The sequence below is a fragment of the Nostoc sp. genome (assembly GCF_036916655.1).
Taxonomy (GTDB): domain Bacteria; phylum Cyanobacteriota; class Cyanobacteriia; order Cyanobacteriales; family Nostocaceae; genus Nostoc.
The window spans coordinates 79216-105616 of sequence record NZ_JBALFY010000032.1; the positions used below are offsets into that span (position 1 = coordinate 79216).

The following is a 26401-nucleotide window of genomic DNA, read 5'->3' on the forward strand; positions in this document are numbered from 1 at the left end:
TAAGATTTGGTTGGCGTACCAGTCCCCAATCCTAATCCCCAGTCCCTAGTCCCTAGTCCCCAGTCCCCTGTTCAATCTTGAGAATTGCCACACTGTAACCAGATTGTCTACTTTGATTATGTGCCCTTTACCTCAACAACCAAGTCATACAACTAAGCCACCACGGGCTGTCTTCCTTGACGAAGTTCCTAGCGGAAGTTCTCTGCAATCGGACTTCGCACAAGAGAGCATTTTTGCTTTTCCACCCAATCGGGACACATTAGGGGGAACCTCTTATCTTATTGTAAGAAATGAAGGCAATATCCTCATAGATTGCCCTGCCCTAGAGCAAACAAATCAAGATTTTTTGCACACTTATGGAGGGGTGCGTTGGTTATTTCTCACCCATCGAGGCGCGATTGGCAAGACTGCTGAATTTCAGCAAACCTTTGGCTGCGAGGTGTTGATTCAAGAGCAAGAAGCTTATTTATTACCAGGCTTAACTGTAACTACTTTTAGGCAAGAATTTACTCTTGATACCGCAACACAAGTGATTTGGACACCAGGACACTCTCCCGGCTCATCTTGTCTCTACTATAGTGAACTTGGAGGCATATTGTTTTCTGGTCGCCACTTAGTTCCTAACCACCAGGGTGAACCAGTACCATTACGGACAGCTAAGACCTTTCACTGGCCAAGACAAATTCAAAGTCTTCAATTATTGTTAAAAAGTTTTACACCAGAAACTCTGCGGTACATTTGTCCTGGAGCTAATACAGGCTTTCTCAGAGGCAAGCGAGTCATCGATCAAGCTTATCAACGCCTCGCCTCTTTAGATTTATCAACTTTGCTGCGAGAGACTCTTTAGAAGCAGGATTAAGAAGTAAAAAGTAATAAGTAAGAAGATAATCCCCATAAATAAATTTAGGGGATTTAGTACATATTATTTCTCTCTACGAGACGCCAAAAGCGAACGTGCTAGCCATCTCGAAATGTTTTTATTTCGTTACATAAATAAGTTTAGTTGCTCTGTAACCATTTTTTATTATTCTCTCTTTTGCCTTTTAACTTTTGCCTTGTTGGATCACTTTGTTCTCTTCCTCATTCCCAATCCGCAGTCCCCAGTCCCTAATCCCTAATCCTCTAACATTTGTTAACTAAAGAGATTGTCATGGGAATTATAAAGTTAGCATACAGAAATTTTCGTAAAAGTTTATGAGCGCAAAAGTTGATGGAACTTTAAAGATCGCTGGGTATCAAACTATAGAAGAACTTTATTCAGGTTCTCGTACCCAAGTGTATCGGGCAATTCGAGAATGCGATACCTTCGGTGGGCTTCGCCAACGCCTACCAGTTGTCATCAAGCTCTTAAAACGAGAATACCCAACTTTTAGCGAATTAGTACAGTTTCGCAACCAATATGCGATCGCTAAAAATCTAGATATTGCCAACATTATCAAACCCTACAGCCTGGAAGCCTATCACAATGGCTATGCCCTAGTGATGGAGGACTTTGGTGGCATTAGCTTACGGCAATTTACTCAAGGAAAAACATTGACATTAGAGCAATTTTTACCCATTGCTCTGCAACTGCTGGACATTTTACACCAGTTACATCAACAGCGCGTCATTCACAAAGATATTAAACCAGCTAATATCTTGATTCACCCTCATACGAAACAAATCAAGCTGATTGACTTCAGTATTGCCTCACTCTTACCACGAGAAACCCAGGAGATCCAAAGTCCTAAGGGGTTGGAGGGAACGCTAGCGTATCTGTCGCCAGAACAAACTGGACGGATGAATCGGGGCATTGACTACCGCAGCGACTTTTATTCATTAGGCGTAACCTTCTTTGAACTACTGAGCGGAAAATTGCCCTTTGAATCCCATGAGCCGATGGAGTTGGTGCATTGCCACATTGCGAAACTTCCACCCATTATCTGCGATTTCAACCCCGATTTGCCCTTGATGCTGGGCGAGATTATCCGCAAACTGATGGCGAAGAATGCCGAAGACCGCTATCAGAGTACTATGGGACTTAAACATGACCTTGTTACCTGCTTAGAACAGTGGCGAGAAACAGGTAAGCACACTTGGTTTGAGTTGGGACAGCGAGATATTAGCGATCGCTTTCTCATACCCGAAAAACTTTACGGACGCGAAGCGGAAGTACAGACGTTACTGGAAGCATTTGGCCATGTTGCCAATGGTGGCTCCCAACTGATGTTGGTAGCAGGTTTCTCTGGCATTGGCAAAACCGCAGTCGTCAATGAAGTGCATAAACCGATTGTGCGCTGGAACGGCTACTTCATCAAGGGCAAATACGACCAGTTCAACCGCAACATTCCTCTGTCTGCTTTTGTCCAAGCCTTTCGGGATCTGATGGGACAGTTGCTTAGTGAAAGCGATCGCCAACTAGAGCAATGGCAGGATAAAATTTTAGCGGCAGTTGGAGATAATGGGCAACTCCTGATCGAGGTGATTCCAGAACTGGAGCAGATTATCGGTAAACAGCCTGCGATCGCAGAATTATCGGGTAGTGCAGCACAGAACCGTTTCAATCTGCTGTTTCAAAAGTTTATTCAAGTTTTTACCACACCAGAGCATCCGTTGGTGATGTTTCTCGATGATTTACAGTGGGCAGATTCGGCATCGCTTAATTTGCTGAAGCTGTTGATGTCCCAGAGGGATTGCGGCTATCTATTGATTATTGGTGCATACCGCGATAACGAAGTATTTGCAGCTCATCCACTCATATTGACTCTAGATGAGATTGAAAAGGCATCCTCCCACATCAATACTCTGACTCTATTTCCCTTGAGTCAAGCAGATGTGAACCACTTAATCGCCGATTCCCTCAGTTGTGCAACAGAACAAGCATTGCCGTTAACGGAGTTGGTTTATCAAAAAGCTAAAGGTAATCCCTTTTTCACGACTCAGTTTTTGAAAGCGCTACATGAGGATAGGCTGATTACCTTTGACCCCCCTCAGTCCCCCCTTGTTAAGGGAAGTCAAGGGGGGTGGCAGTGTGATGTGACGCAAGTAAGAGCGATCGCTATCACCGACGATGTGGTGGAATTTATGGCGCAACAGCTTCAGAAATTGCCCGATATCACTCAAGATGTTTTGAAACTGGCAGCCTGTATCGGCAATCAGTTTGATTTGGCGACGTTAGCGATCGTTTCTGAAAAGTCAGAGACGGAAACCGCTTCAGACTTGTGGAAAGCATTGCAAGAAGGATTTATCATTCCTATCAATGAAATTTACAAGTTTTATCAGGATTCCTCATTGGTGATTGGTCATTTGCAAATGACAAATCACCAAGGACAAATGACGGTTTACAAATTCTTGCACGATCGCGTCCAGCAAGCTGCTTATTCCCTGATTCCAGACGTACAAAAACAGATCGCTCACCTAAAAATTGGGCAATTATTACTGACTCATACGCCTGTTGCCAAACAAGACGAAAAATTGTTTGAAATTGTTAACCAACTTAATATCGGCAAATCCCTAATTGTCGATCTATCTGAGCAAATAGAACTCGCCCAACTCAATCTAAAAGCTGGACAAAAAGCCAGAGCCGCAACTGCCTATACAGCCGCATTTGAATATTGCACTATAGGTATTTCCTTGTTAGCTGAAGATATGTGGCAAAGCCAGTATGAGTTAACCTTAGCTCTCTATGAAGCTGCCACTGAAGCTGCTTACCTGAGCGGCAACTTTCAGCAGATGACACAATTAGCGGCAGTCATCATCGAACACTCTAGAAACTTGTTGGATACAGTCAAAGTTTATGAAGTTCAAATTCAAGCTGCTCAAGCTCAACATCAATTTATAGAGGCAGTGCAGATTGCCCTGAAGATTGTAGAACGTCTAGGAACGAGTTTTCCTGAGCAACCCAGTCAGTTAGATATTGCACAGGCATTCGAGGCGACTAAATCGATCCTGGCTGGCAGACAACCGTTAGACTTAATCACTCTGCCCCAGATTGCAAACCCTAACAAATTAGCAGTTATACGGATTCTTGCGGCTGTCTCTTCTGCTGCTTTTGTCGTCACTCCAGCACTCTTACCGTTTATTACCCTTGAGCAGGTAAATTTATCCGTTCAATATGGCAACACCTCATTTTCGGCAATTGGCTATGCCTACTACGGACTAATACTTTGTGGAATGGTAGGAGAGATTGACTTTGGCTATGAGTGTGCAAAACTTGCACTTTTATTGCTCGAACATTTCAATGCCAAAGAACTGAAATCTAGAGTCTATGTCGGAATTCATTGCAGTGTGTGGCATTGGAAAGAGCCGCTCAAGAACACCTTACCGTTTCTTCGGGAAGGCTACGAAGTTGGATTGGAAACGGGAGATTTAGAATCAGCTACTATTTGCGGATTTATTTACATCTCGTACTGTTGGTTTATGGGCAAAGAACTCAGCGAACTCAGCCGACAAAGCGCTGCCTTCCGAGATCAGCTGGCGCACCTCAAGCAAGAAGGTCTTACCAGTCATCTGACCGTTTTTCAGCAAGCAATTTTGAATATGATCGGCGATTCTGCTGAACCTTGGCAGCTGAGTGGAAATGCCTTTAATCGAGAGGAAATTGTGCCAGCCCTCCAGCGTTCGGGCGATCAGACTGCGCTGTACTATTTTTATGCCAGCCAACTGAGTCTATGTTACATTTTTGGCAGGTTTGAATTGGCGGTGTCAGCGGCGATCACAGCTGAAAACTATATCGGTGGCGCTACAGGCTTATTCATCGTTCCGCTCTGCTACACCTATGATTCTCTAGCCCATCTGGCAATCTATTCTCACGTTTCTCAACCACAACAGCAACACATTCTGCAACGGGTGGCTAAAAACCAGGAAAAGATGAAAAAGTGGGCTAGCCATGCTCCAGAAAATCACCTGCACAAATTTTATTTAGTTGAAGCCGATCGATACCGAGTTTTAGGGGAAAAATCAGAGGCATTAGAATTCTACGATCGTGCCATTGCTCTTGCTAAAGAACATGGCTACATCCAAGAAGAAGCGCTAGCCAATGAACTAGCAGCGAAATTTTATCTCGATTGGGGTAAACAACGCATTGCCCAGGAATACATAACTCAAGCCTACTATGGCTATGCTCGTTGGGGCGCTAAAGCCAAAGTCGCCGACTTGGAACGACGCTATCCCCAACTCCTCGCCCCCATCTTAGAGCAAACCCGTTCTCCGCTCTCAACTAACGAAACTATCTTCACATTGGGGAGTGTCACCTCCACTAGTTCTGCCACTTCCAATAGTAGCAGCGTCTCTGTTGCTTTGGATTTAGCGAGCATTCTTAAAGCTTCCCAAACCTTGTCTGGGGAAATTGAACTCGAAAAACTGCTTTCAACTTTGCTGCATATCGTCATTGAAAATGCGGGAGCCGATAAGTGTGTGTTCATGCTTTTGGAGTCAGATCGGTTGTTAATTCAGGCGTTAGCACAGCTTTCCCTGAGCAATGTACCGAACCAGACTGCCAAAGTTGATTTTTACCCAATGTTGCTCAACCCACAGTCTATTGAAGACTCTGTTGAAGTGCCAATTGGCTTAATTAATACCGTGAAACGCAGGTTACAACCTGCTGTAATTATGAATGCTACGGTGCATCCGCAATTAATCAATGACCCGTATATTCAGCAACAGCAGCCCAAGAGTATCTTGTGCAGCCCGATTTTGCATCAGGGTAAGTTATTGGGCATATTGTATTTAGAAAACAATTTGGCAACCGGAGCCTTTACCAGTGATCGCGTCGAACTGCTCAACTTACTTTGCGCGCAAGCGGCGATTTCTCTGGAAAATGCCCGACTTTATCGAAATTCCCAAAACCATGCTCAACAGTTAGAACAATCTCTAGCGAAATTGCAAGCTACTGAAATCCGCTTCCAAAATTTGGCGAACAATATTCCTGGGATGGTGTACCAATTCCGTCTGGCCGCTGACGGTTCAACTTCAACACCCTACGTTAGCTCTGGCTGTTTTGACTTGTATGGGTTAGAGCCAGAATCAGTGATGGCAGGGACGCATAGCCTTTATGCAATGAATCATCCTGACGATCGCGCAGCTATTGCCCAAGCGATCGCCTACTCTGCCCAAAACGTCGCACCGTTTGAGCTAGAATGTCGCATTATCGTGCCTTCAGGAACCGTGAAATGGGTTAGATCTACTGCTCGGCCAGAGCGACAAGCCGATGGTGCAATCATCTGGGATGGGGTGATGATTGATATTAGCGATGTCTACGACGAGCTTCGCTTACGCAAACAAGCCGAAGCGTCTCTAGCCAAAGAACAAGAGTTTTTGAATGTCATTATTCAAAATATTACAGATGGGATTGTTGTCTGTGATTCTCATGGCAAGTTGACTTTATTCAACAAAGCAACTCGTGAATTTCATGGCTTACCAGTAGAATCATTACCACCAGAACAATGGACAGAACATTTCGATCTCTATCAACTTGATGGAAAAACACCTCTATCAACTACAGAAATCCCTCTGTTTCGCGCCTTGCAGGGGGAAATAGTCGAAAATGCCGAAATGGTAATTGCGCCAAAGCATGGTTCTAAGAGAATTTTGTTAGCCAGCGGACAGGCGATCGTCGATTCTTCGGGTAACAAACTCGGTGCGGTAGTTGTAATGCGAGATATTAGCGATGTCTATGAAGACCTGCGCTTACGCAAACAAGCTGAATTTGCCTTGCAGCAAAAATCACAAGATTTACAACAAGCATTGAATGATTTGCAAAACGCCCAATTACAAATGGTGCAGAGTGAAAAAATGTCTGCACTGGGCAATTTAGTAGCTGGTGTGGCTCATGAAATGAATAATCCTCTTGGTTTTATTGCTGCTAGTCTCAAACAAGTTAAACCTAGCATCGCTGATATTGTTGAACATCTGGCACTATATCAAGAAAGTTTACCTCACAAAAATGACAAAATCCTTAACCACGCCGAAGAAATTGACTTGGATTATAGTTTACAAGACTTGCCCAAGATAATTGATTCCATGACTATGGCGTGCGATCGCCTGAAAAATATTAGTACTAGTTTGCGAACTTTCTCTCGTGCTGATAGAGATTATAAAGTGCCATTTAATATTCACCAAGGCATCGACAGCACGATTTTAATTTTGAAACATCGTCTCAAAGCGAATGAACAACGTCCAGCAATTGAAGTAATAACTGAGTATGGTAATTTACCTCAAGTTGAGTGTTTCCCTGGACAATTGAATCAGGTATTTATGAATATTATTGCCAATGCAATTGATGCTTTAGATGAGTCGAATCTTGGGCGGAGCTTGGCAGATAATCAAGCAAAATACAACAGAATTAAAATTACTACTTCGGCATTAAAAAATCTTGTTAAAGTTGCAATTTTTGATAATGGTAATGGGATGAACGAACAAACAAAATCCAAAATATTTGGACATTTATTTACTACAAAACCTGTTGGTAAAGGTACAGGTTTGGGGTTGGCGATCGCACGTCAAATAGTCGAAGAAACCCACGGTGGAAAATTGAGTTTTAACTCTGTTATTGGTGAAGGAACAGAATTTATCATTGAAATTCCAGGATGATTTTTGGCGGTTTTTGGTAAATAATTTCAAATATCTGGGAATACTAAATCTGGAAATATTCAGGATTTAGCAGCATAGTTAGCACTTTAGTCAATATTCTCGGATATCGCATCTATGATTTACTCTACTCTGGTTCCAGAACCCTAGTTTATCGAGGGTATCGAGAGACTGACTCGTTACCAGTAGTGATTAAACTGCTGAAAAACCCTTATCCCAGCTTCAATGAACTCTTGTCGTTTCGCAATCAGTACACCATCGCTAAAAATCTTAACTCACCACTTATCATCTAAACTTATAGCCTGGAAAGATTTTGAATTGTCAAAAAATTACCTTTCGGAAGTCCCATTCGCACAAACTCCCCTTTTTGGAAGACTTACCAGGATAGTTTGCAGCGGTGAAAGACGAATCTCGCAAGTTTCATTACCAATTAGTACCAGGGACTTTGGTAACATCTCTTTGTCTAGCTCTATTTTCACAGGCTTATTGCTCCCCAAAGAGGAACTTCCCCCATCCTGTAGACTAGGGTAGCGGCTTGCTTTTGCCCCATCATTCCCAGAAGATAATCCCAAATCCTCTACATTTTCTTCTTTGTTAGGAGCAGCTAACAGCGAGATATCAATCAAAGGTAAAGTAATTTTCAGTGTTGTACCTTGATGAAGTCCTGCACTCTCAAGAGTAATGCTGCCTCCCATAAGTTCGATTAAGTTTCGTGAAATTGCTAGTCCCAATCCAGTGCCTTCAAACTGACGTGTGGTTGTACCATTCACCATCACAAAGGGACGAAATAGTTTATGTTGTTGGGTTGGATCGATGCCTATACCTGTATCTTTGACGGCGACTACCACCTGAGATTGACTACTACTATGTTGAATTTCTGTAGTAATGGTGATACTTCCTGTGTCGGTGAACTTAGTAGCATTACCGATAACATTAATCAGCACTTGCTTTAGTTTTGGCGCATCTGCTTTTATTGGTATAACTTGGGAATTTAACTCACATTTCAATTGCAAGCCCTTTTGCTGAACATTTACTGATTGTAAATTAATCACCTCTAACAATATTTGTCGGAGGTCAAGGGGTGTAGAGACGACTGAAAGCTTACCTGCTTCGATTTTAGAAATGTCGAGTAAATCATTAATAATACCTAGCAAATGAATCGTTGTTTCATCTGCACGTTTGAGAAACTCCATTTCTTCTTCTCGGTCATCACATAAGCCATCTTCAACTAGGCGAATACAGTTAATAATAATATTTAATGGGTTTCTCAATTCATGAGAAGTCGTAGCCAAAAACTGGCTTTTAATTTGGTTAGCGGTTTTTGCTTCTTTCCAAGCTATTTCTAGTTCTTCTGAACCAGCTTTGAGCCGTTCTACCATTTGGTCTAAGGCTTGGGCTAGTTGATTGAATTCCCGGATTTGAAAATTGTGCGGAACTGGTTGTGCAGCGTGGTGAGAGTGAATATTGAGAGCGTAATCTCGCAATTCTTCTACAGGACGGGCCAAGTAAGGAGCTAAATATAGGGATGCTAACAAGCTTGCACCAATCAAACCAACTGTCAAAACGATGAGAATTAGTTTAATTTCCTCTAAACCAAAAAGCGCATTCTCAACACTTGTAACAGCTAAGACTACCCATTTTTCCTGCTGCTGTTGACTAAGTGGATTTGCAATAGCTGTATAGCCGGCTACTAATTCTTTCCCATCTGTAAAAGACAAATTTATCGAATCATTTCGCCCAGCGATCGCATTTTTAATTATGCTTTTGAGTTGAGAAGCATAAGGGTGCTGACTGATATTAGTTCCCACCCAGTCTGCGAATGGGTGTGCCAAAATTGTACCATCTTCAGCAATCACTACCATCGCACCTGTGAGCGAACCAGGTGGATTTCTGGTTTGTTGGTACAATGCAGACTGAATACTTAAGCTGTAAACTAAATTTCTTGGGCTATCGGAAACTGGTGCAGATAAAACTACTTGTAGTTGATTTTGTGTGTTTCTTTTTCCAGTCATTCCTGCCTTTGGTGGCAAGATTGATTTGACATCAATTCCGTCACTGGGCAAAGGTAATATCAATTCTCCAATAGCTTTATCTCCACAGCTACTAGCAATTATTTTTTGGTTTAACAGATTCGTCAATTGGATGCATTCAATACTGGCTGGAAGTTGTTGTCTTAACTGCGTGAGGATTTCTTGTTCTTGTATCCGCGAACCCGACGGAATAACTGTCGTTTTACTTACACTCAGTAAATTAGCTTTTAAGATTGCGATCGCATCTCCAATTCTCTCACCTTTACTGATGGCACTTTCGGTTAAATTTTGACGCGCAGTTCCCAATATGCTAGAACGTGCCTTATTTAAGGCAACAATTTCGCCTACAAGTAAAACTGGAACGAACAGCAGCAATATTCTCGTTACTAAAATTCGGCGAAAAGAAGATTGGCGGGAATTAGTCATCGAGTGTCTCACTTTGCATCTGCAAACCACAACAGCAAAGATATGTAATTAGACCAGCTAGATGAGACATTTTATTAAATTATCAGAATTTTATTTTCAATGTTTAAAAATAACAAATTGCTATAATCCAAAAAGAAACGTGGGATACCAAAACTTGTATATGCTAGATATGAAAGTGATTTGTGCTACATATAAATAATACAGTGGTGAAATTGTAAAACAGTAGCTTGCAGGCATGGTTTTTTTGAGAATTTATACACGACTAAAGAAAATATTAAAACTATCAAATCAAGTTAATGTTGCAACATCGTCCTCATACTACAGTTGTTTTAGCAATGAGTGTAGATGGTAAGATAGCAGATTTTAAGCGATCGCCTGCTCGATTTGGCTCAAGGGTTGATAAAGCACACTTAGAAAAACAAATCGCTGCCTCTGATGCCGTTCTATTCGGTGCTGGTACTCTGGGCGCTTATGGAACAACACTTACAGTATCAGATCCAACTCTAGTGCAACTTCGGGCCCAAGCAGAGAAGCCTCCGCAGCCAGTTCATATAGTGACTACACATTCTGCAAACCTTAATCCGGAAATTCACTTTTTTCAGCAACCAGTTAGACGTTGGCTACTCACGACAACAGCAGGAGTGGTTTCATGGAAAGGACGTTTACAGACGCTTTCCTCAACTCTGGGAAATGAAGTAGAGGAGTGCCCTTCAGAATTTGAGCAAATTCTGGTTTTTGAAACACCAACGCGAGAAATTGATATTGCCGCAGCTTTGAAGCATCTAGCCACTCTACATATAACACGCTTGGTAGTCTTAGGTGGAGGTAAATTAGTCGCTTCCTTACTGGAATTAGACTTAATTGATGAATTATGGTTGACTGTTTGTCCGTTGATTTTAGGTGGTAATACCGCACCCACACCTGTAGATGGGAAAGGATTTTTACCCAATTTAGCTCCCAAGTTGCAACTTTTAGAAGTGAATACAGTTGAGCAAGAAGTGTTTTTGCACTATCGCCTGCAACGACCCGCAGATTAGATTACGCTAAGTTAAGTTATTGATTGGCCATGGGGCAATTCAATTTTAGATTTTGGATTGACAATTTTGGATTAAATTTCAATCTAAAATCCAAAATCTAAAATCTAAAATTCTTACTCCCCTACTCCCTACTCTTCTGAAAAGTGGAACAATCTAAGCCTCGCTATTCTGTCGTTTGGACGAACAAAATCGCTGAAGTACCCCAAAATGCCTGGAATGCTTTGGCAATGCCACTCAAAACGCCATTTTTAGAATGGGAGTGGCTGAACAATATCGAAACCTCCCAGAGTGCTACGGCTAAAACTGGTTGGTTGCCGAATCATTTGACATTGTGGCGAGATCGAACGCTGATTGCTGCTGCGCCACTTTATCTCAAAGGACATAGTTCTGGTGAGTTTGTTTTCGATCACCAATGGGCAGAGTTAGCCGATCGCATCGGAGTCCAATATTACCCAAAATTGCTGGGAATGACACCATTTACTCCGGCTGAAGGCTATCGGTTTTTAATGGCCCCAGGAGAAGATGAGGATGAAATTACAGCGATTATGGTGCATGAAATTGACACTTTTTGCTCCAAAAATGGAATCTCTGGGTGTCATTTTCTCTACGTTGATCCCCAATGGCGTCCTATTCTGGAACGGCATGGCTTTACAACTTGGCTGCACCACAGCTACATCTGGGAAAATGCAGGCTTTAAAACTTTTGATGACTACTTAAAGGTGTTTAACGCCAATCAGCGCCGCAATATCAAGCGGGAACGCAAAGCTGTAGAAAAAGCAGGTTTACGATTACAACCGCTGACGGGTGATGAAATTCCTCAGTCTTTGTTTCCCTTGATGCACCGTTTCTATGCTGACACCTGTGATAAGTTTGGTTGGTGGGGTAGTAAGTATCTCACACAGCGCTTTTTTGAGCAGCTACACTCAGATTATCGCCATCGAGTCTTGTTTGTTGCTGCATATAGCGAGGAAGATAATTCTCATCCTTTAGGAATGTCTTTTTGTTTGTTTAAAGATGACAAACTTTATGGACGCTATTGGGGAAGTTTTCAAGAAATAGATTGCTTACATTTTGATGTTTGTTATTATGCGCCAATTGAGTGGGCGATCGCTAACAATATCCAAATTTTTGACCCTGGCGCAGGTGGACGACATAAAAAACGCCGTGGTTTCCCTGCCATGCCCAACCACAGTTTGCACCGATTTTACAATAATCGTTTAGGAAAAATTTTACTTCCCTATATTAAGGAAGTGAATCAACTTGAACAGAAGCAGATTGAGGCAATTAATGCAGAGTTGCCATTTAGTGAGAAAAATGCTTGAGCAAAAGGAACTACTTTCGTAACATCACTGCGTAAGTCCTAATAAGTTCAGAAAATATTTATGGAGCGTGTGAATCGTGATGAGTTGATTAGAAGAAATTTAATCGGGGCTAACTTGAGCGAAACTGATTTGGGAGGATGCGACTTCTGGGAAGCTAATTTAACTAGAGCTAATTTGGAAGGAGCTAATTTGCGTTGCACTACTTTTCGTAACACCATCATGCCAGATGGCACTGTTCGGAAGAGTTGAGTCTAATTCTTTGATTTTCTTTCAAGTAAAAAGAATCAAAAATATCTGAAAGATATCAAGAAGACTAAGGAAGATAGGAATTACACTTGATATAGAGTATAAAAACCTTGAAGAAAGAAAATTTCTTTTTATAATGCTTATGGATTTAATAGTTGAAGATTTAGCCGCAATTGATGATAAACTTTCCCAGCGTCATATTGACCTCGATCCCGGTGGATATTTCATTATTTACTTAGACAGAGACGCAGGGTTAATCTATGCCAAGCATTTTACAAATGTAATTGACGATCGCGGTTTAGCTGTCGATCCCGAAACGGGAAAGGTAATTCCGGCGCGAGAAAAGGTAGAACGAATTCATACCACAGTCTTTAACGCGAGGACGGCAAAAGAACTCTGTGTGAAGATTTTTGAAGAAACTCAGCCCCCTCCTGTAACTCAATTAAATCATGCAGCTTATTTGGGTCGAGAATTTGTTCGGGCTGAGGTAGCTTTAGTTACAGGGAAAGAGTATGTTCAAGATTAAGCCAATTTTAGATTTTAGATTTTAGATTTTAGATTTTTATTCAATCCAAAATCCAAAATTCAAAATCTAAAATCGAACAACTCTCCCACTACCCATCAGATGATGGCTGATTTATCTGATAGATATAGTAAGTCGCCATTGGGATAACGGTGGCGGCGATTAACAATCCTACTACCCAAGCAGTAGCGTTACCTTGGTTGGTTTCTTCTGCTTTCTTGTAAGTACCTTCTACCTGTACATTGTCAGTTATTTTAGGTGGCCCTGGATCGGCTTTGCCGGAGAGGACGGCGACAAGGCGATCGCTTGCATCAAGAAATGCCTGGTTGTATTTGTTACCATTGCGTAATGGCACACTTACGGTTTCAGTTGCTACACTCTCAGCAATAGCGTCAGTGAGTAAAGGTTTAACTTCATCCCCAGTCAGAATAGCAGTACCATTGGTAACTGTGTCAATCACCAATAAGGTTTGATTAGCTTGGGCTTCTTTTGTCGGAAACCATTTTTCAAACAGTTCTTTAGTAAAGCTTTCTGGTGTTTCACCGTAGTCGAGGCGGCGAACAGTAACAATTCTGACTTCCTTATTTGTTTGCTTTGCCAAATCCTCAAAAGCGCTGCTAATTTTACCTTCATTCAGACGGCTGATAACTTCACCTTGATCCAAAACCCAGGTGTTATTCCCTGCTGTGAGGCTGGGTATTTGATACACACCTGTGGCTAAAGCCGGTGTGGCAAACAGTGAGGTTGCTAAAATAATGACCGTCACCAAAGGTAGGATTAGCTGAATGAGGTGTTTTTGACTGCTAAATACTTGTTTGAAAAGCTGTTTCATTGTGTGATTCCTAAGACAGACTTGCACCAAAAATACTACAGAACTAGTGCAAAAATCACCTCGTTCGCGGTTTTCTCCGGGATCAAGTTTTTGCTACTTCTAGCAGATATACAGCAGATTGCAGGTAAGTGAGGTACAAATTTTAAGTACAAAGCCATATATCAAGAGACTTTCAACCTTGTTTCCTGCTGTATATTACACGGAATTTTTTGATCGCACCAACTTCTTCTGGGGGGCTGCAAGCATTAACTTGAGGCTAACACTCTTGCTAGTCACAAGAAATACCGCCCATTTTGGGAGTTAACCCAAATGCTTAGGGCGGAATTTGCAAACCATCTAGAAATGATATCCTACGATCAATATTTTTGGCAGAATCCAGTAGATTTTTTCATATCTGCAAGTAGCTTTTCCTGCTTTACCTCTGATGGGTGATGTAGCGATCGCTGATTTCTATGCAATATATTCTGAGCTTACCTAAGAAGCGATATATCTGCATTTTTCTGATATTTTAGCTAAATCCATATCAATAATATACATAGGACTCCTATTCGATTTTTGAATAAAACTCCGTACATCTCTATTCCCTGTTCTCTTTCTCTACAAATGATTCAGAAATCAAATTGGATTGCTATACATGACTATCATACTAACTAACGATGACGGCATTGATGCCCCCGGTATCCAAGCTCTACTTAAAGCTGTAAACGGCATAAATACTATTATCGCGGCTCCTGCCGAGCATCAGTCTGGCTGTGGACATCAAGTTACTACCACTCGTGCTATCAACCTCCAGCGACGTTCTGAGACTGAATATGCGATCGCCGGTACTCCTGCTGATTGTGTGAGAATTGCCATAACACAAATTACCGCAGATGTCAAATTTGTACTTTCAGGTATCAACGCTGGGGGTAACTTGGGAGTCGATGCCTATATTTCTGGCACAGTGGCCGCCGTGCGGGAAGCGGCAATGCACGGTATTCCTGGAGTTGCAATTTCCCAGTATCGTAAAGCCAAGCAGAGTTTTGATTGGGATCTAGCTGCCAAATTGACAGCTGACGTTTTAGCGGACTTACTCAAGCGTCCCCTAGAACCAGGAAGCTTTTGGAATGTGAACTTGCCGCATCTGCAACCAGGAGAACCCGATCCTAATGTAGTGTTTTGCCAACCCTGTACTAAACCTTTGCCTGTAAACTATCGAATTGAAGGCGATGATTTTTATTATGTAGGGGAATATGGCAAACGCGATCGCACTCCTGGTAGCGATGTGGATGTTTGTTTTTCTGGCAATATCGCGGTGACACAGTTAAGGGTTTGACAACTGCATCCAAAATGGCTGTTAGCATAAGCTAAAACACATCTAATTTGCATATTAAAATTTTATTAATATCTTGTGGGGTAGGCATCTTGCCCGCCCTAATTATGCAACTTGAATGCTCATTAGCTTAACACGGCGTAAATAAACCACCCATTGCAAATCAATGAAACGCTTACGCTGTATTCATTTTAATTTTGAATCCGCTTTGCAGTACTAATCATCTAATTCTTGAATTAAGGATATAAACCGATCTACAGTTTGTGTAAGTTGGTTGAGTTTTTGCAGTGAATCATAGTGAGATTCTGCAAGAGTTTGTACGGTGTCACACAAAGCAATAACTTGATAGGCTTGCTGTTGTACCTGATGTCCCTGTGCTTCTACTTGAATGCTGAGACTCTCCAACCTTTCAGCAAGACGTTCAATTGTCTCAGTCGTAGAGAGTACTGCTTCCCCAATTTGCTCAACAATAGATTCCAAACGATTTATTTTTACTTCGGTTTCTGCTGAAATCATTTCCTTACACCTAATTTTGAGACAGCATCTTAAGAAAATTTCTAATACCAATCTAGGGATTGGGGATTCACACTCTAACCAAAACAATCAAGAATTTCTTGTCCAGTGCCCAGTACCCAGCTTCAGAAAAATTAGTTTCAACTTATACAAAGTTGTGCTTTCTAAAAACTTGACCGCGATTAAGTAATGTATGGTTAAAATAGATACTTTTAATTAAGATAAATTTTTAGTCTAATTAAGCCCCAGTAATTATACCTTTGTTGCTTAATATTTAACTCAACAATTCACCAAGCACTAGTAATCAATATTTTTCTAAGTGTAATTTTATTTAGATAAGAATTTTAATTTACCTTTTGTGCTTCAGTACAGCATATATTTAAGCTTTATTTGAAAATTGGGGAGAGCTTGTAGGACTATTAATCTTACGGCTATTGGTTGGTGCGATCGCGATCGCAAGCAAAATTACTGATGTAGTCAAAATTTTTCAGGTTTTGAAATCTGGTAAAGTTTCAGTGGTACTTAAGACTAATTAAAAAAAGGAGAAAATATGCAGTTTCTCAAAATAATTCTTGTCGCTCTTGTGTTGATGCTGAACCTAGTAATTGCTCAACCCTCTTGGGCAAGCAAGGATTTTACTAAAGGGGCTGACTATACCGAGGTAACTCAGGCGCTCAATCAACTTCTAACTGTAAAGGATACACCTGAGCAAGCTGGCTATACACCTGAGCAGTTCCAGCAGCGATTGGCACAATTGCAATCTCAGAAAAATATCATAGAAACAGCTAGAAAGCGGGCGCAGTGCCGTAATGAAACTGGAAAGACTTTGGCTGTCTATGCCAACAAACCAAAGAAATCTCCAACCCAACTCTACTTTCTGGGTGCAGGAACAATCACGGATGATGATTGGGATTGCGATGGCATTTACTTACCCGCAGGTTCTCAAGTAGTTCTAGGCCCAAATGCTCAACCACAAGAACTCACTGAACCAATCGCCATCCAGTTCGTTGATGGCACACAGTCTCTTGCTAGAACCAATCCAACCACTGGTGCCATTGAATTGAATGTTGAACCTGCCAAAGTATTCAAGGCAGGTGAGAGTACCTGGTTACTTCCCACTTATTCCCAAGCAGACATCGATACGCAAATTCCTACCCCACAACTCATTGACTGATCTCATCTAGATAATTAAACTTTTATGCGGTAAATGCATAAAAGTTTAATTGAATTACAGCAGTTTTCATGTATTTGAATCACATCTGTTGTGATGGCAGAGCATTGCTCATTGGTGTCAACTTAAGCTGGAAATAGCTTATCTGTTGGCTTCCATGCCCGCCCGGAAATAAATTTTCGGGCTAATAACTTAAGTCTACTGAAGTAGACTGGAGATTTTTGGCGATATTTAGTCATCTTCAGATGACTTCAGCTATGAGACGGGAATTGAAATTCCCGGCGGACAAGCGGTTTCGCGTTAAGTTGACACTAATGAGCATTGCTGTGCCCCTACTACATGGTCTATTTACCTGAAAATAGCTGTAAAGTAATAAAATACGTAAATTAAAATATTCAACCATTGAACAATCAACTTTTAATTAAGGAAAAATTACAAGCCAGCCTTGAGAATATTCTAACTAAGAGCAATGGTTCTCCCATTACCGACTTGCAGATAGACAAAATCTTAGCCGAAGAAATTGAACAATTGACGACGGAACTGGAGAGCGTTAATCCCAATCTCAATCCTCTTCTCTACGCTACTTCTTTACTCGAAGGAGCTTGGCAACTCCAATACTCCACTGCAAGAGAAATACGTTCTTTAATTTCCCTCCCATTGGGATTAAAGCTGGGTAAAGTTTATCAAGTAATTGATGTTGCAAATAATTTTTTTTTCAATATAGCTAAGGTTAAACATCCTCTGGGGCTAGTATTGGGATATGTCAAAGTGACAGCTAGCTTTGAGCCAGCCAAAGAAGATTTAGAGCCTCCATCGAACAAACGCATCAACGTTTATTTTGACAAACGCTACCTATCGATTGAGAAGATTGTGGGCATTAATACCCCTCAACTCAACCCTTTTAAGGTTGTCCCCGCTAATAATCCTAATAATAGAACTGCCACACTAGATATTACTTACTTAGATGAAACCTTAAGAATTGGACGTGGAGGAGATGGAAGTTTATTCATTCTGAGTAAATGCAATGATTTACCTGACTTCATCTCCTCAATGCGATCGCCCGCTTATACTAAATTGGGATGCAATAGCAATGATGGTGACAATGCGCTTGGAGATAACTCAGGGGTTCTCAACGTTTGCTTTAGTCGTTGATACAAGGTTGCTGAGGGTAATCACACTTTCTATGTCAGCGTCAACTTGAGTAGTATGACCGCAGAACAAGGATTAATAATTTTTGATGCTGCAACAGCATCCTCGCAGATAAGTGCAAAACTGAATTATCGACCGCAAGCCGCCGATACCAGCATCGATGCCGATATTTATCTGTTTACCAAGTTGCGAAAACTCTCACTTGCACAACGGATAAAAATGTTCGTGGCTCATGAGCGTGGGATAAAAAAACTTTGTCTTGCAGGAATTAAATCACGACATCGCGGTGTTTCCCAGGAAGAAATTCGTTGTATATTTGCTCGTGCTGTGTTGGCAGAAAAATTTTCTCCAAACTTCCAATCAATTGGTATTGATGAAAGTATGTGGATTCAAGATTCCATCTCGCTAGCAGGCGAACTCCATCAGCTTTTTGAGTCAATAAATATACCTTATTACGTTAGTGGAGGTGTTGCTAGTTCAATTCACGGGGAACCTCGCTCGACTCGCGATTTAGATTTAGTAATTTCGGTTCAACCCGACCAAATCGATTTGTTAGTGACGACACTGGAAACAGCCGGATACTATTGTCCAGCAGGAGCAGTTGAAGATTTGAAGCGAGGATACGAGCGAATGCTTAACATTACACATACCGAAACCATAGCTAACGTAGACCTTTACATCAGTGATGGTTCACTATTTGCAATATCGCAGATGGCGCGTCGGATATTGCCTGATTTAGATGGGATACCTCAATTTTGGGTGGCTTCGCCAGAAGATACGATTTTACAGAAGTTGTGGTGGGGGCAAAGTAGTCAATCTGAAAAACAGTGGCGTGATGTATTGGGGATAATCAAATTGCAAGCACAAAGTTTAGACTATACGTACCTTATAGAGTGGGCGGAAAATTTAGGTTTGGTTGATACGTTGAGTCGGGCATTGACTGAGGCTGGTATTTAATATATCTAGCACTATTTTGTAGTGTCTATTTTCTACTAGCTATACTCGTCAACTAAAATTTGGAACATCTCATGTCCTCTAATAGCATCAAAATCAGGATCAGTTTTAGCAATTTCCAATCTATTTGATTCAAGTTTGATTGATTGTTGTAGGGTTTCTATTGCTAGAGTGACATTGTTTTGTAGGGCGTAACAACAGGCTTTATTATACCAGCAATCAGCACTGTCAGATTTAATTTCAATTGCTCGATCGTAGACAATTAACGCCTCTTCATAACGTTGCAATTTTATCAAACTACCACCTTTATTATTCCAACCATTGATGTTATCTGGCTTTAATTCAATAACTTTTTCGTAAGAGGCGATCGCCTCTTCATATTCTTCTAAATAATAGAGTGCATTACCACGATCCAACCAGAAACCATAAAAGTCAGAATAGATGGTAATTGCTTGATTGTATGAGTCTATGGCTGCTTGATAATTTTTATGTGCTGCTAAAGCTTGTCCTCGTAACCACCAAGTATTGCTATCTTCTGGTCTAATTTCTATTACTTTATCGTAGGCTGCGATCGCTTCTTCATAACGCTGTAATTTTGCCAAGGTTTCGCCTTGCTTATACCAAGCTTGATAAAAATCTAACTGAATGGCGATCGCTTGTTTATATGCTGCTAAAGCTTCTTCATCGCGTCCTAAATCTGTAAGAGCAATGCCCAGATAGTACCACGTTTTGGAATCATCAGATTTGATTTCCAAAGCTTTTTTATAGGAATCAACTGCTTCTACATATCTTTGCAAAAAATAAAGGGAATAACCCCGTGAATACCAAGCCTTAACGTAGTTTGGCTGAATTTTAATTACTCGATCGTAGGAGGCGATCGCTTCATCATGTTTGTTTAAAGAATAAAGCGCGTAACCTCGCCAATACCAAGCATCAGCATTTTTGGGTTTCTTTTTAATTATTTTGTCATAGCAAGCGATCGCTTGCTCATATTGTTGCGATGAGACTAATTTATCACCTTGTCTTTGTAACTCTTGGTTTTGATCTCTAAATATCCATAGAACTAAAACTAATCCAATAATTAAATACCGCGAATTTTCTCTAAATATGGCATTCGCGAAAACAGTTAAATTTTCTGGGAGATGAAGATATTCGCTAATTGCATGAGTGAAATTCCATAAAAATTGATTAAAAGGTCTGGCAAACCATAACAAACCAATCAATATCCAAATTCCATATTTCGCAACCTTATTGATTTGCTGTTGAATTGCTTTTGGTAGCCACGGTTCGATAATTCCATAACCATCTAGGCCAGGAATAGGTAATAAATTAATCAAAACAACATAGATATTTAGGGAAATTATATAAGTTAGAGCAGTAATCAAAGAAAATAAAACTGAATTTGGATTTTCGAGAACTAAAGAATCCCAACCCAATTGAAAAGGCAGTGATAGCAGGTAAGCTAGAATCAAATTGGCAATTGGGCCAGCAGCCGAAACAGCACTTTTCCATTTGCGATCGCGTAATCGACTGTGATTGATATAAACTGCTCCCCCAGGTAGAGCAATACCACCAATCAAGAGAAAAAATAATGGCATCATCAAACTCAAACTCGGTTCGGTATATTTAAGTGGGTTCAATGTCAAATACCCCTTATCTTTGACAGAAGTATCACCACCCCAATATGCTGCTATTGCATGACCAAACTCATGCAAACATAAAGACAATATCCAACCAAAACAGATAAAAGCTACTATTAGCCACATATTCATATTTATAGATATCTCGTAAAAATCCTGGTTAATTTTTGCTCGTATTGGCTTTCACAACAAATTTAAGCGAATAGAATGAGCCTGTTGCTCAATTCACGGTGGGTTTGACCCCTCACCCCTAAAAGATTGGTTTGGCGTTGTTTTCCCACCCTGAAATAAATTTCGGGCTAATAGCTCAAGTCCGTTGAAACGGACTGAAATCAGAGTAATGCTGTAATAGAAAAATCATCAGTGAGCGATCGCCTAAACTTTTGCCCACTGATGATTTATTCTCCCTCATAAATTCAATTGTCGCTATCAACAATTAAGGATAAAGACCCCTGTCAGTTAGTGCCTGAGCCACTCTACCCACCCCTAAAGTGTAAGCTGCTAACCTCAAAGAAATTTGGCGCACCTCCGACTGATGAATCACCTTACGGTAGGCTTGTACCATCAAATGCTCCATTTCGCGGTTCACGCGCTCCTCATCCCAAAATACGTAAGAAAGACCCTGCACCCATTCCAAATAACTCACGACTACGCCGCCAGCATTCGCCAAAATGTCCGGTAGCACTGTCACACCCCGCGCCTCTAATGCCAAGTTAGCCTCAAGAGTAACCGGGCCGTTGGCTGCTTCTGCCACAATTTGCGCCTGTACCTGATTCACATTTTCTTCAGTGATTTGGTTTTCTAAAGCTGCTGGTATTAAGACATCACAGGGTAAAGTTAATAAATCTGCATTGCTAATTGGTACAGATTGGGGGAAACCCGCAATACTCTTACGATTTTCAGCTGCGTAGACTTTTAACTTGGGAATATCAAGACCAACTTCAGAGAATATTCCCCCAGCACCAGTTGAAACAGCGATAATTTTCGCGCCTGCTTCATATAGTAATTCTGCTGCGGCACAGCCGACGTTACCGAAACCCTGAATCGCTATTCGCACTCCTACCAAGGATTTACCTCGATCTGCTAACGCCTCACGGACAATAATCATCGTGCCACGTCCGGTTGCCATTTCTCTACCCAGAGAACCACCAATCGAAAGGGGTTTCCCAGTTACAACTCCTGGTACAGCATGACCGACATTTACAGAGTAAGTATCCATCATCCAAGCCATCTCACGGGCAGAAGTACCCATATCTGGCGCAGGAATATCTACGGAAGGACCAATATCTTTAATCAACTCGCTGATATAACGACGGCTGATTCGTTCTAATTCGCCAACACTGTAGCGTTTGGGATCTATAGCAATGCCACCCTTACCACCACCGTAAGGAATACCTAACAAAGCACATTTCCAGGTCATCAACATAGCTAGAGCGGATACCTCGCGCAATGTTACAGCCGGATGGAAACGAATTCCACCCTTGTATGGGCCTAAGACATCAGAGTGCTGTACCCGATGTCCAGCGAGAACCTGTATTTCCCCATCATCTAGTTTCACGGGTATGGAAACTGTGACAACCTTACGCGGGTGGCTGAGAATTTCTAGTAAACCCTGATTTAAATTTAATTCTTTAGCTGCCGCTTCTAAGTAGCTACAGGCTTGGTCAAATGGGCATATATGCGCTGGAGAAGCAGTTTCCGCCAGCAACGAGGATTTTGAAATCATAAATTTTCTCCTAATCACGGTATCTTTACGAACCGGATATCATCTGTACTTAAGCTTATCCCTTTTTTTGAGAAAAATGAAAATTTTGTAGTTTTTGTTACAGTTTTATATTTTATATTCTGATACGTAAAAATTCTTTTTCAACTCAGTACCTCTGATCTTGCTAAGGCGATCGCGGCATTCTGTCCCCCAAAGCCAAAACTCAAACATAATACCTGCTGAATTTTACTGAGACGTGCGGCTGTAACAATGTCTAAATCAAACTCTGGCTGTTTCGAGCCTACACAAGGCGGTAATATTTGATGCTTTAATGCCATGAGTGAAAAAGCTACACCTAAAGCTCCAGATGCTCCTAATGTATGACCTGTGCTTCCCTTGGTGGAACTAACTGCCACGCCTTGGGGAAACAAACGCTGGATTACCATACTCTCCATTTGGTCATTTAGCTGGGTAGCTGTGCCATGAGCATGAATATAATCGATATCGCTTGGTGATAGACAACTACGTTCTAGACATTGTTTGATGGCTGCGATCGCACTTTTGCCATTAGGTTCTGGTGAATTACTATGATATGCATCGTTGGTTAAACCAAAACCAAGAATTTCACCATACACTTTTGCTTGGCGCTGCTTGGCAAACTCTGCTGATTCTAAGACAAACACAGCCGCGCCTTCACCCAATACCAAGCCTTCTCGATGCAAATCAAAGGGATAAGCGCCAGTTTTCGCCAAAGCACCCATCTGCTGAAACCCAGCTAAAGTTAAGGGTGTAATCGGTGCTTCTACTGCACCTGCGATCGCTTGTTGACATTGCCCAGTTTGGATAAGCATAGCTGCTTGGGCAATAGACCAAATTCCAGTAGCACAAGCTGTCATTGGTGCCAAAACTATACCCGATGCACCGATTTGTCTTGCAGATGCGATCGCATTTATATGAGGTAATGTATCTAGCCAATTTCCAAAAGAGGATACGGGAAAATTTTCTGCATCACTATGCATTTGCCGTGCCAACTTCTCCCAAGAAGCTTGATAAGAGCGACTCGATCCAATAACTACAGCACAATCAGCTAAAGGTGCAACTAACCCAGAATCTTGTAAAGCAAAAGCAACAACCATCTGAGTTAACCTTGTCAACTCAGATGGTTGTTCACCAATCAAACCTAGAGGAAGTGGTGTAAGTTCTGGAAATGGTTGATGTAAACCAATTCCAGATTTACCCGCGATTAAATTTCGCCAACTATCCTCTAAGCTTCCACCCAAGGCGGAAACTAAACCAATACCAGTGACAACAACCTTTACCAATTTAGAAGTTAGGAGTTAGAAGTTAGTAATTATTCTCCCCCTGCTCCCCGCTCCCTGCCCTCTTCCTCTACTTACCTGGCGTTTTCAGATTTTCAGCACCTTGGGTGACTTTAGCGGACTCAATGCGATCGCCTTGCTGAATTTTGTTCACGACATCAAAGCCTTGCGTGACATTGCCAAACACGGCGTAGTTACCATCTAAGAACGCCAAATCTGCTAAAGCAAAGTAAAACTGGGCAGAAGCGGAGTCTGGTGATTGCGATCGCGCCATTGCTACTGCACCCTGCTTATGGGGTAATACAACAGGTTGGGCACTAGCATCAAATGGTTTATTGTAAATCGGAGTATTTGAGCCTTTTGGCTTAACTTCTAAAGGTATATAACGAGCATTTCCGGTTTTTGGGTCAATATAACTACCGGTTCCCAAGCTATCTGCTGGAACTTTCGGGTCTTTGCTTTGAGGATCGCCCCCTTGAACTACAAACGGTTGGGGTTCGCGCACAACTCGATGGAAAGCTAAACCGTTGTACACACCCTTTTGCACTAAATCTACGAAATTGCCAGCTGTAATCGGGGCATCAGTGCCGTCTACTTCAATCGTAATCGGTGAGCCTTTAACCGTGATTACCACAGTTGCCTTACCTTCCAGCCTTGGTAAATCTGCCAGTCCAGGAATACTCTCACTACTAGTTTGAGATACAGAAGTTGCTTCAGTAGTTGTCTTGGTGCTTGCCTCGCTTGTGTTCGAGGTAGCTGTCGAGCTTGGAGAAGACGCATTAGAAGCGACTTGCTGTGTTGAGCATCCTCCCAACATCAAGGCACTGATAAGCACAAAAGAAAGCAAAAATTGTGAAATTTTTAACCGCATTGCCTGTTACCGATTTAACCAGAGTATCTTATCGTTTTAAGGGGTGTTAGGGATTGGGGATGGTGGGGCCCCCTCTGGGGATAAGGGGTAATGGGGATTAGGTACTGGGGATGAGGGATGTAGGAATTGGCCAAATATCAGGTAAATAAATTTTTACCAGTCCCCAATACCCAGTCCCCTATCCCCAATTCCCAGTCCTTTACAATCCTTCTAACGACACTCCCAAAAAGCGGGCTAACTGTGCGCCTTCTGTTTCTAACTCTGTTAAAGATAAAGGTTGTCCAACCCGTGTTAAGGGTATATCTCGCCGACCCTTAATGCGTAGATAGAGGGCGCGACGGGGATTAAGACCTTCTTTCACGTCTATGATCACAGATTGCACATCTTCTATGCGACTATCAATTTCAATTCGGCGGTTTTTGCCAGGAAACCCCCAACGGAAGATTTTGATTGCGCCAGTTTCGTGATTAAATTCGTTGTAACCGCCTCCAACATCCAATAAAATCACTAGCCATAGGTATGTGGCTAATAGCAAGCCAGCAGCCCCATATAACCCCATTACCAATCCTTGAGGGACGAATACCAGTTGGGTTGGATCGGAAACTATAAGTAAATTAACTTTTAAATAACTGGATATTCCAGCCAAGAGAAAGCCACTCGCTCCCAAGGTAACGATAGTTGCCCACCAGTAGTTGCTGAACCGACGAGAACCGAGAACATTTTGATGCAGGAGGCGATCGCCTTTGTTAATCGTTGTTGATGTCGTCATTGAACTACCATTGCCCGTGAGATACTCGCTGTTACATACTCGCCCACTAAATGCTTTTGCATAGAGTGGTAGCTGTCTGTGCCATTTAGCTATTGCTGAGGAGGCACTGAGAGCTATGTTTTAAGTCCCCGGAAACCTTACCGCAGACTATAAATCTTTTACCCTGTACTCTACAAATTTTACTATCCCGGATGATGCTAGCTTACTTGCACTACGGAACAAACCACTTAGGCTATTTGTATTTAGTCTAGATGTGCCAACTTCTTTTCCTCCTTGTCCAACGTTTCACATAGGTTTTCTAGAGGTGTATCAACGACTGTGGCAGCGAAGTTACCATCCACATTTTACCAAACATCGTTGACAAAAACTCAACTGCGTCCTTTCATGTTCCTGCTACCGATCTAATTTTTTAGAGAATGTTGTACCATTTTTTTACTTAATGGCGGATAAAAATTCTTTCACCCCTGCCCCTCTGCCCCCTTTCTTCCCTGCTCGCCTCTCCCTCCCTCTTTTTGACCTCTTGGAAAAAAGTTACCTACATAGGTCCATTTGCATTAATTTTTTTTTAGATTTCTGAGAAAAGTTGTGTCAAATTGTAAAAATTCTGATATTCATATTATTTATAAGGTTCGTGTTTCATAGCTCATTTGCTCCTGTGTATCAGGCAAAAACCCTGAGTAGTGTGATAAGTTAAGAATCATTAAGTTACCACAAGCTAGATTACTAGCCGATGGTACGTGTAATGTCATAACCCTGAGAAATAATGACTTAACTAGTCAGTAAGCTCTCAGAATCTCAGTTGGTTAAAAGCAGTTGAGATTGTCAAAAAAACGTTAATTCCTCACGGTAGTCGGTTAGACTGGCTCTCCGTACCGCCTTAGAAACGTTGCAATTTTAGTAAAAAAAGAGGATTTTAGTCCGATGACCATCGCAGTTGGACGTGCCCCCAGTAGAGGGTGGTTTGACGTTCTCGACGACTGGCTCAAGCGCGATCGCTTCGTATTCGTAGGTTGGTC

Annotated in this window: 17 protein-coding genes and 2 pseudogenes; 11 read left to right on the top strand and 8 right to left on the bottom strand. The window is 41.7% G+C overall.

What is annotated here, in order from left to right; genetic code table 11:
* Positions 1 to 118 precede the first annotated feature (118 nt).
* The 3 genes and pseudogenes from V7L31_RS09945 to V7L31_RS32590 form a co-directional block, all read left to right on the top strand.
* Positions 119 to 847 (top strand): MBL fold metallo-hydrolase, encoded by a 729-nt coding sequence (locus V7L31_RS09945; RefSeq protein WP_334696066.1) that lies wholly within the window; start codon positions 119 to 121, stop codon positions 845 to 847.
* A 347-nt stretch (positions 848 to 1194) separates the two neighbouring features.
* Positions 1195 to 7569: an ATP-binding sensor histidine kinase gene (locus V7L31_RS09950; RefSeq protein ID WP_334696067.1), complete on the top strand. Its 6375-nt coding sequence runs from the start codon at positions 1195 to 1197 to the stop codon at positions 7567 to 7569.
* A 74-nt stretch (positions 7570 to 7643) separates the two neighbouring features.
* A pseudogene (locus V7L31_RS32590) lies at positions 7644 to 7856 on the top strand (hypothetical protein); the annotation flags it as partial.
* A 39-nt stretch (positions 7857 to 7895) separates the two neighbouring features.
* Here V7L31_RS32590 and V7L31_RS09955 read toward each other — a convergent pair.
* A complete protein-coding gene (locus tag V7L31_RS09955) occupies positions 7896 to 10022 on the bottom strand; it encodes an ATP-binding protein (RefSeq protein ID WP_334696068.1) in 2127 nt (708 codons plus the stop codon).
* Between the two features lie 296 nt (positions 10023 to 10318).
* Here V7L31_RS09955 and V7L31_RS09960 point away from each other — a divergent pair, with 296 nt between their 5' ends.
* From V7L31_RS09960 to V7L31_RS09975, 4 genes are all read left to right on the top strand, one after another.
* Complete coding sequence (locus V7L31_RS09960) at positions 10319 to 11059, top strand: RibD family protein (RefSeq protein WP_334696069.1); 741 nt, start codon at positions 10319 to 10321, stop codon at positions 11057 to 11059.
* A 143-nt stretch (positions 11060 to 11202) separates the two neighbouring features.
* A complete protein-coding gene (locus V7L31_RS09965; RefSeq protein WP_334696070.1) occupies positions 11203 to 12381 on the top strand; it encodes a GNAT family N-acetyltransferase in 1179 nt (392 codons plus the stop codon).
* 60 nt (positions 12382 to 12441) lie between these two features.
* Positions 12442 to 12630: a pentapeptide repeat-containing protein gene (locus tag V7L31_RS09970; protein WP_334696071.1), complete on the top strand. Its 189-nt coding sequence runs from the start codon at positions 12442 to 12444 to the stop codon at positions 12628 to 12630.
* A 139-nt stretch (positions 12631 to 12769) separates the two neighbouring features.
* Complete coding sequence (locus tag V7L31_RS09975) at positions 12770 to 13153, top strand: DUF4346 domain-containing protein (protein WP_292844675.1); 384 nt, start codon at positions 12770 to 12772, stop codon at positions 13151 to 13153.
* An 88-nt stretch (positions 13154 to 13241) separates the two neighbouring features.
* On the opposite strand, the gene psb32 is transcribed toward V7L31_RS09975, so the two are convergent.
* Positions 13242 to 13982 (bottom strand): photosystem II repair protein Psb32, encoded by a 741-nt coding sequence (gene psb32, locus V7L31_RS09980; RefSeq protein ID WP_334696072.1) that lies wholly within the window; start codon positions 13980 to 13982, stop codon positions 13242 to 13244.
* Positions 13983 to 14616: 634 nt separating this feature from the next.
* Between psb32 and surE the strand changes: the two genes are divergently transcribed.
* Complete coding sequence (gene surE, locus V7L31_RS09985) at positions 14617 to 15297, top strand: 5'/3'-nucleotidase SurE (protein ID WP_334696073.1); 681 nt, start codon at positions 14617 to 14619, stop codon at positions 15295 to 15297.
* 213 nt (positions 15298 to 15510) lie between these two features.
* On the opposite strand, the gene V7L31_RS09990 is transcribed toward surE, so the two are convergent.
* Positions 15511 to 15810, bottom strand: coding sequence for a hypothetical protein (locus tag V7L31_RS09990; protein WP_292844666.1), 300 nt, complete (start codon positions 15808 to 15810; stop codon positions 15511 to 15513).
* Positions 15811 to 16357: 547 nt separating this feature from the next.
* On the opposite strand from V7L31_RS09990, the gene V7L31_RS09995 reads away from it, so the two are divergent.
* From V7L31_RS09995 to V7L31_RS10005, 3 genes and pseudogenes are all read left to right on the top strand, one after another.
* The gene (locus tag V7L31_RS09995) at positions 16358 to 16981 is read left to right on the top strand and encodes a hypothetical protein (RefSeq protein ID WP_334696074.1); all 624 of its coding nucleotides are present in this window, start codon (positions 16358 to 16360) and stop codon (positions 16979 to 16981) included.
* A gap of 399 nt (positions 16982 to 17380) precedes the next feature.
* A pseudogene (locus V7L31_RS10000) lies at positions 17381 to 18016 on the top strand (PAP/fibrillin family protein); the annotation flags it as partial.
* Positions 18017 to 18184: 168 nt separating this feature from the next.
* Positions 18185 to 19084: a hypothetical protein gene (locus tag V7L31_RS10005; RefSeq protein WP_334696075.1), complete on the top strand. Its 900-nt coding sequence runs from the start codon at positions 18185 to 18187 to the stop codon at positions 19082 to 19084.
* A gap of 35 nt (positions 19085 to 19119) precedes the next feature.
* Here V7L31_RS10005 and V7L31_RS10010 read toward each other — a convergent pair whose 3' ends face one another.
* The 5 genes from V7L31_RS10010 to V7L31_RS10030 all read right to left on the bottom strand — a co-directional run bounded on the left by V7L31_RS10010 (position 19120) and on the right by V7L31_RS10030 (position 25385).
* Positions 19120 to 20853: a tetratricopeptide repeat protein gene (locus tag V7L31_RS10010; RefSeq protein WP_334696076.1), complete on the bottom strand. Its 1734-nt coding sequence runs from the start codon at positions 20851 to 20853 to the stop codon at positions 19120 to 19122.
* A gap of 304 nt (positions 20854 to 21157) precedes the next feature.
* Positions 21158 to 22447 carry a Glu/Leu/Phe/Val family dehydrogenase gene (locus tag V7L31_RS10015; RefSeq protein ID WP_334696077.1) on the bottom strand — a complete coding sequence of 430 codons (1290 nt, stop codon included), beginning with the start codon at positions 22445 to 22447 and terminating at the stop codon, positions 21158 to 21160.
* A 140-nt stretch (positions 22448 to 22587) separates the two neighbouring features.
* On the bottom strand, positions 22588 to 23748 hold the full coding sequence (locus V7L31_RS10020; protein ID WP_334696078.1) for a beta-ketoacyl-ACP synthase: 1161 nt from the start codon (positions 23746 to 23748) through the stop codon (positions 22588 to 22590).
* A 67-nt stretch (positions 23749 to 23815) separates the two neighbouring features.
* Entirely contained in the window at positions 23816 to 24616 is an 801-nt protein-coding gene (locus V7L31_RS10025) for a peptidylprolyl isomerase (protein ID WP_334696079.1), read from the bottom strand.
* Positions 24617 to 24815: 199 nt separating this feature from the next.
* The gene (locus V7L31_RS10030) at positions 24816 to 25385 is read right to left on the bottom strand and encodes a photosystem I assembly protein Ycf4 (protein ID WP_334696080.1); all 570 of its coding nucleotides are present in this window, start codon (positions 25383 to 25385) and stop codon (positions 24816 to 24818) included.
* Positions 25386 to 26401 lie beyond the last annotated feature (1016 nt).

Coding starts and splice junctions, on each gene's coding strand:
- V7L31_RS09995 (WP_334696074.1), top strand. CDS start 16,358: ATGCAGTTTCTCAAAATAATTCTTGTCGCTCTTGTGTTGATGCTGAAC.
- V7L31_RS09990 (WP_292844666.1), bottom strand. CDS start 15,810: ATGATTTCAGCAGAAACCGAAGTAAAAATAAATCGTTTGGAATCTATT.
- V7L31_RS09955 (WP_334696068.1), bottom strand. CDS start 10,022: ATGACTAATTCCCGCCAATCTTCTTTTCGCCGAATTTTAGTAACGAGA.
- psb32 (WP_334696072.1), bottom strand. CDS start 13,982: ATGAAACAGCTTTTCAAACAAGTATTTAGCAGTCAAAAACACCTCATT.
- V7L31_RS09960 (WP_334696069.1), top strand. CDS start 10,319: ATGTTGCAACATCGTCCTCATACTACAGTTGTTTTAGCAATGAGTGTA.
- V7L31_RS10010 (WP_334696076.1), bottom strand. CDS start 20,853: ATGAATATGTGGCTAATAGTAGCTTTTATCTGTTTTGGTTGGATATTG.
- V7L31_RS10015 (WP_334696077.1), bottom strand. CDS start 22,447: ATGATTTCAAAATCCTCGTTGCTGGCGGAAACTGCTTCTCCAGCGCAT.
- V7L31_RS10005 (WP_334696075.1), top strand. CDS start 18,185: ATGACCGCAGAACAAGGATTAATAATTTTTGATGCTGCAACAGCATCC.
- surE (WP_334696073.1), top strand. CDS start 14,617: ATGACTATCATACTAACTAACGATGACGGCATTGATGCCCCCGGTATC.
- V7L31_RS09970 (WP_334696071.1), top strand. CDS start 12,442: ATGGAGCGTGTGAATCGTGATGAGTTGATTAGAAGAAATTTAATCGGG.
- V7L31_RS10025 (WP_334696079.1), bottom strand. CDS start 24,616: ATGCGGTTAAAAATTTCACAATTTTTGCTTTCTTTTGTGCTTATCAGT.
- V7L31_RS09945 (WP_334696066.1), top strand. CDS start 119: ATGTGCCCTTTACCTCAACAACCAAGTCATACAACTAAGCCACCACGG.
- V7L31_RS09950 (WP_334696067.1), top strand. CDS start 1,195: ATGAGCGCAAAAGTTGATGGAACTTTAAAGATCGCTGGGTATCAAACT.
- V7L31_RS09975 (WP_292844675.1), top strand. CDS start 12,770: ATGGATTTAATAGTTGAAGATTTAGCCGCAATTGATGATAAACTTTCC.
- V7L31_RS10030 (WP_334696080.1), bottom strand. CDS start 25,385: ATGACGACATCAACAACGATTAACAAAGGCGATCGCCTCCTGCATCAA.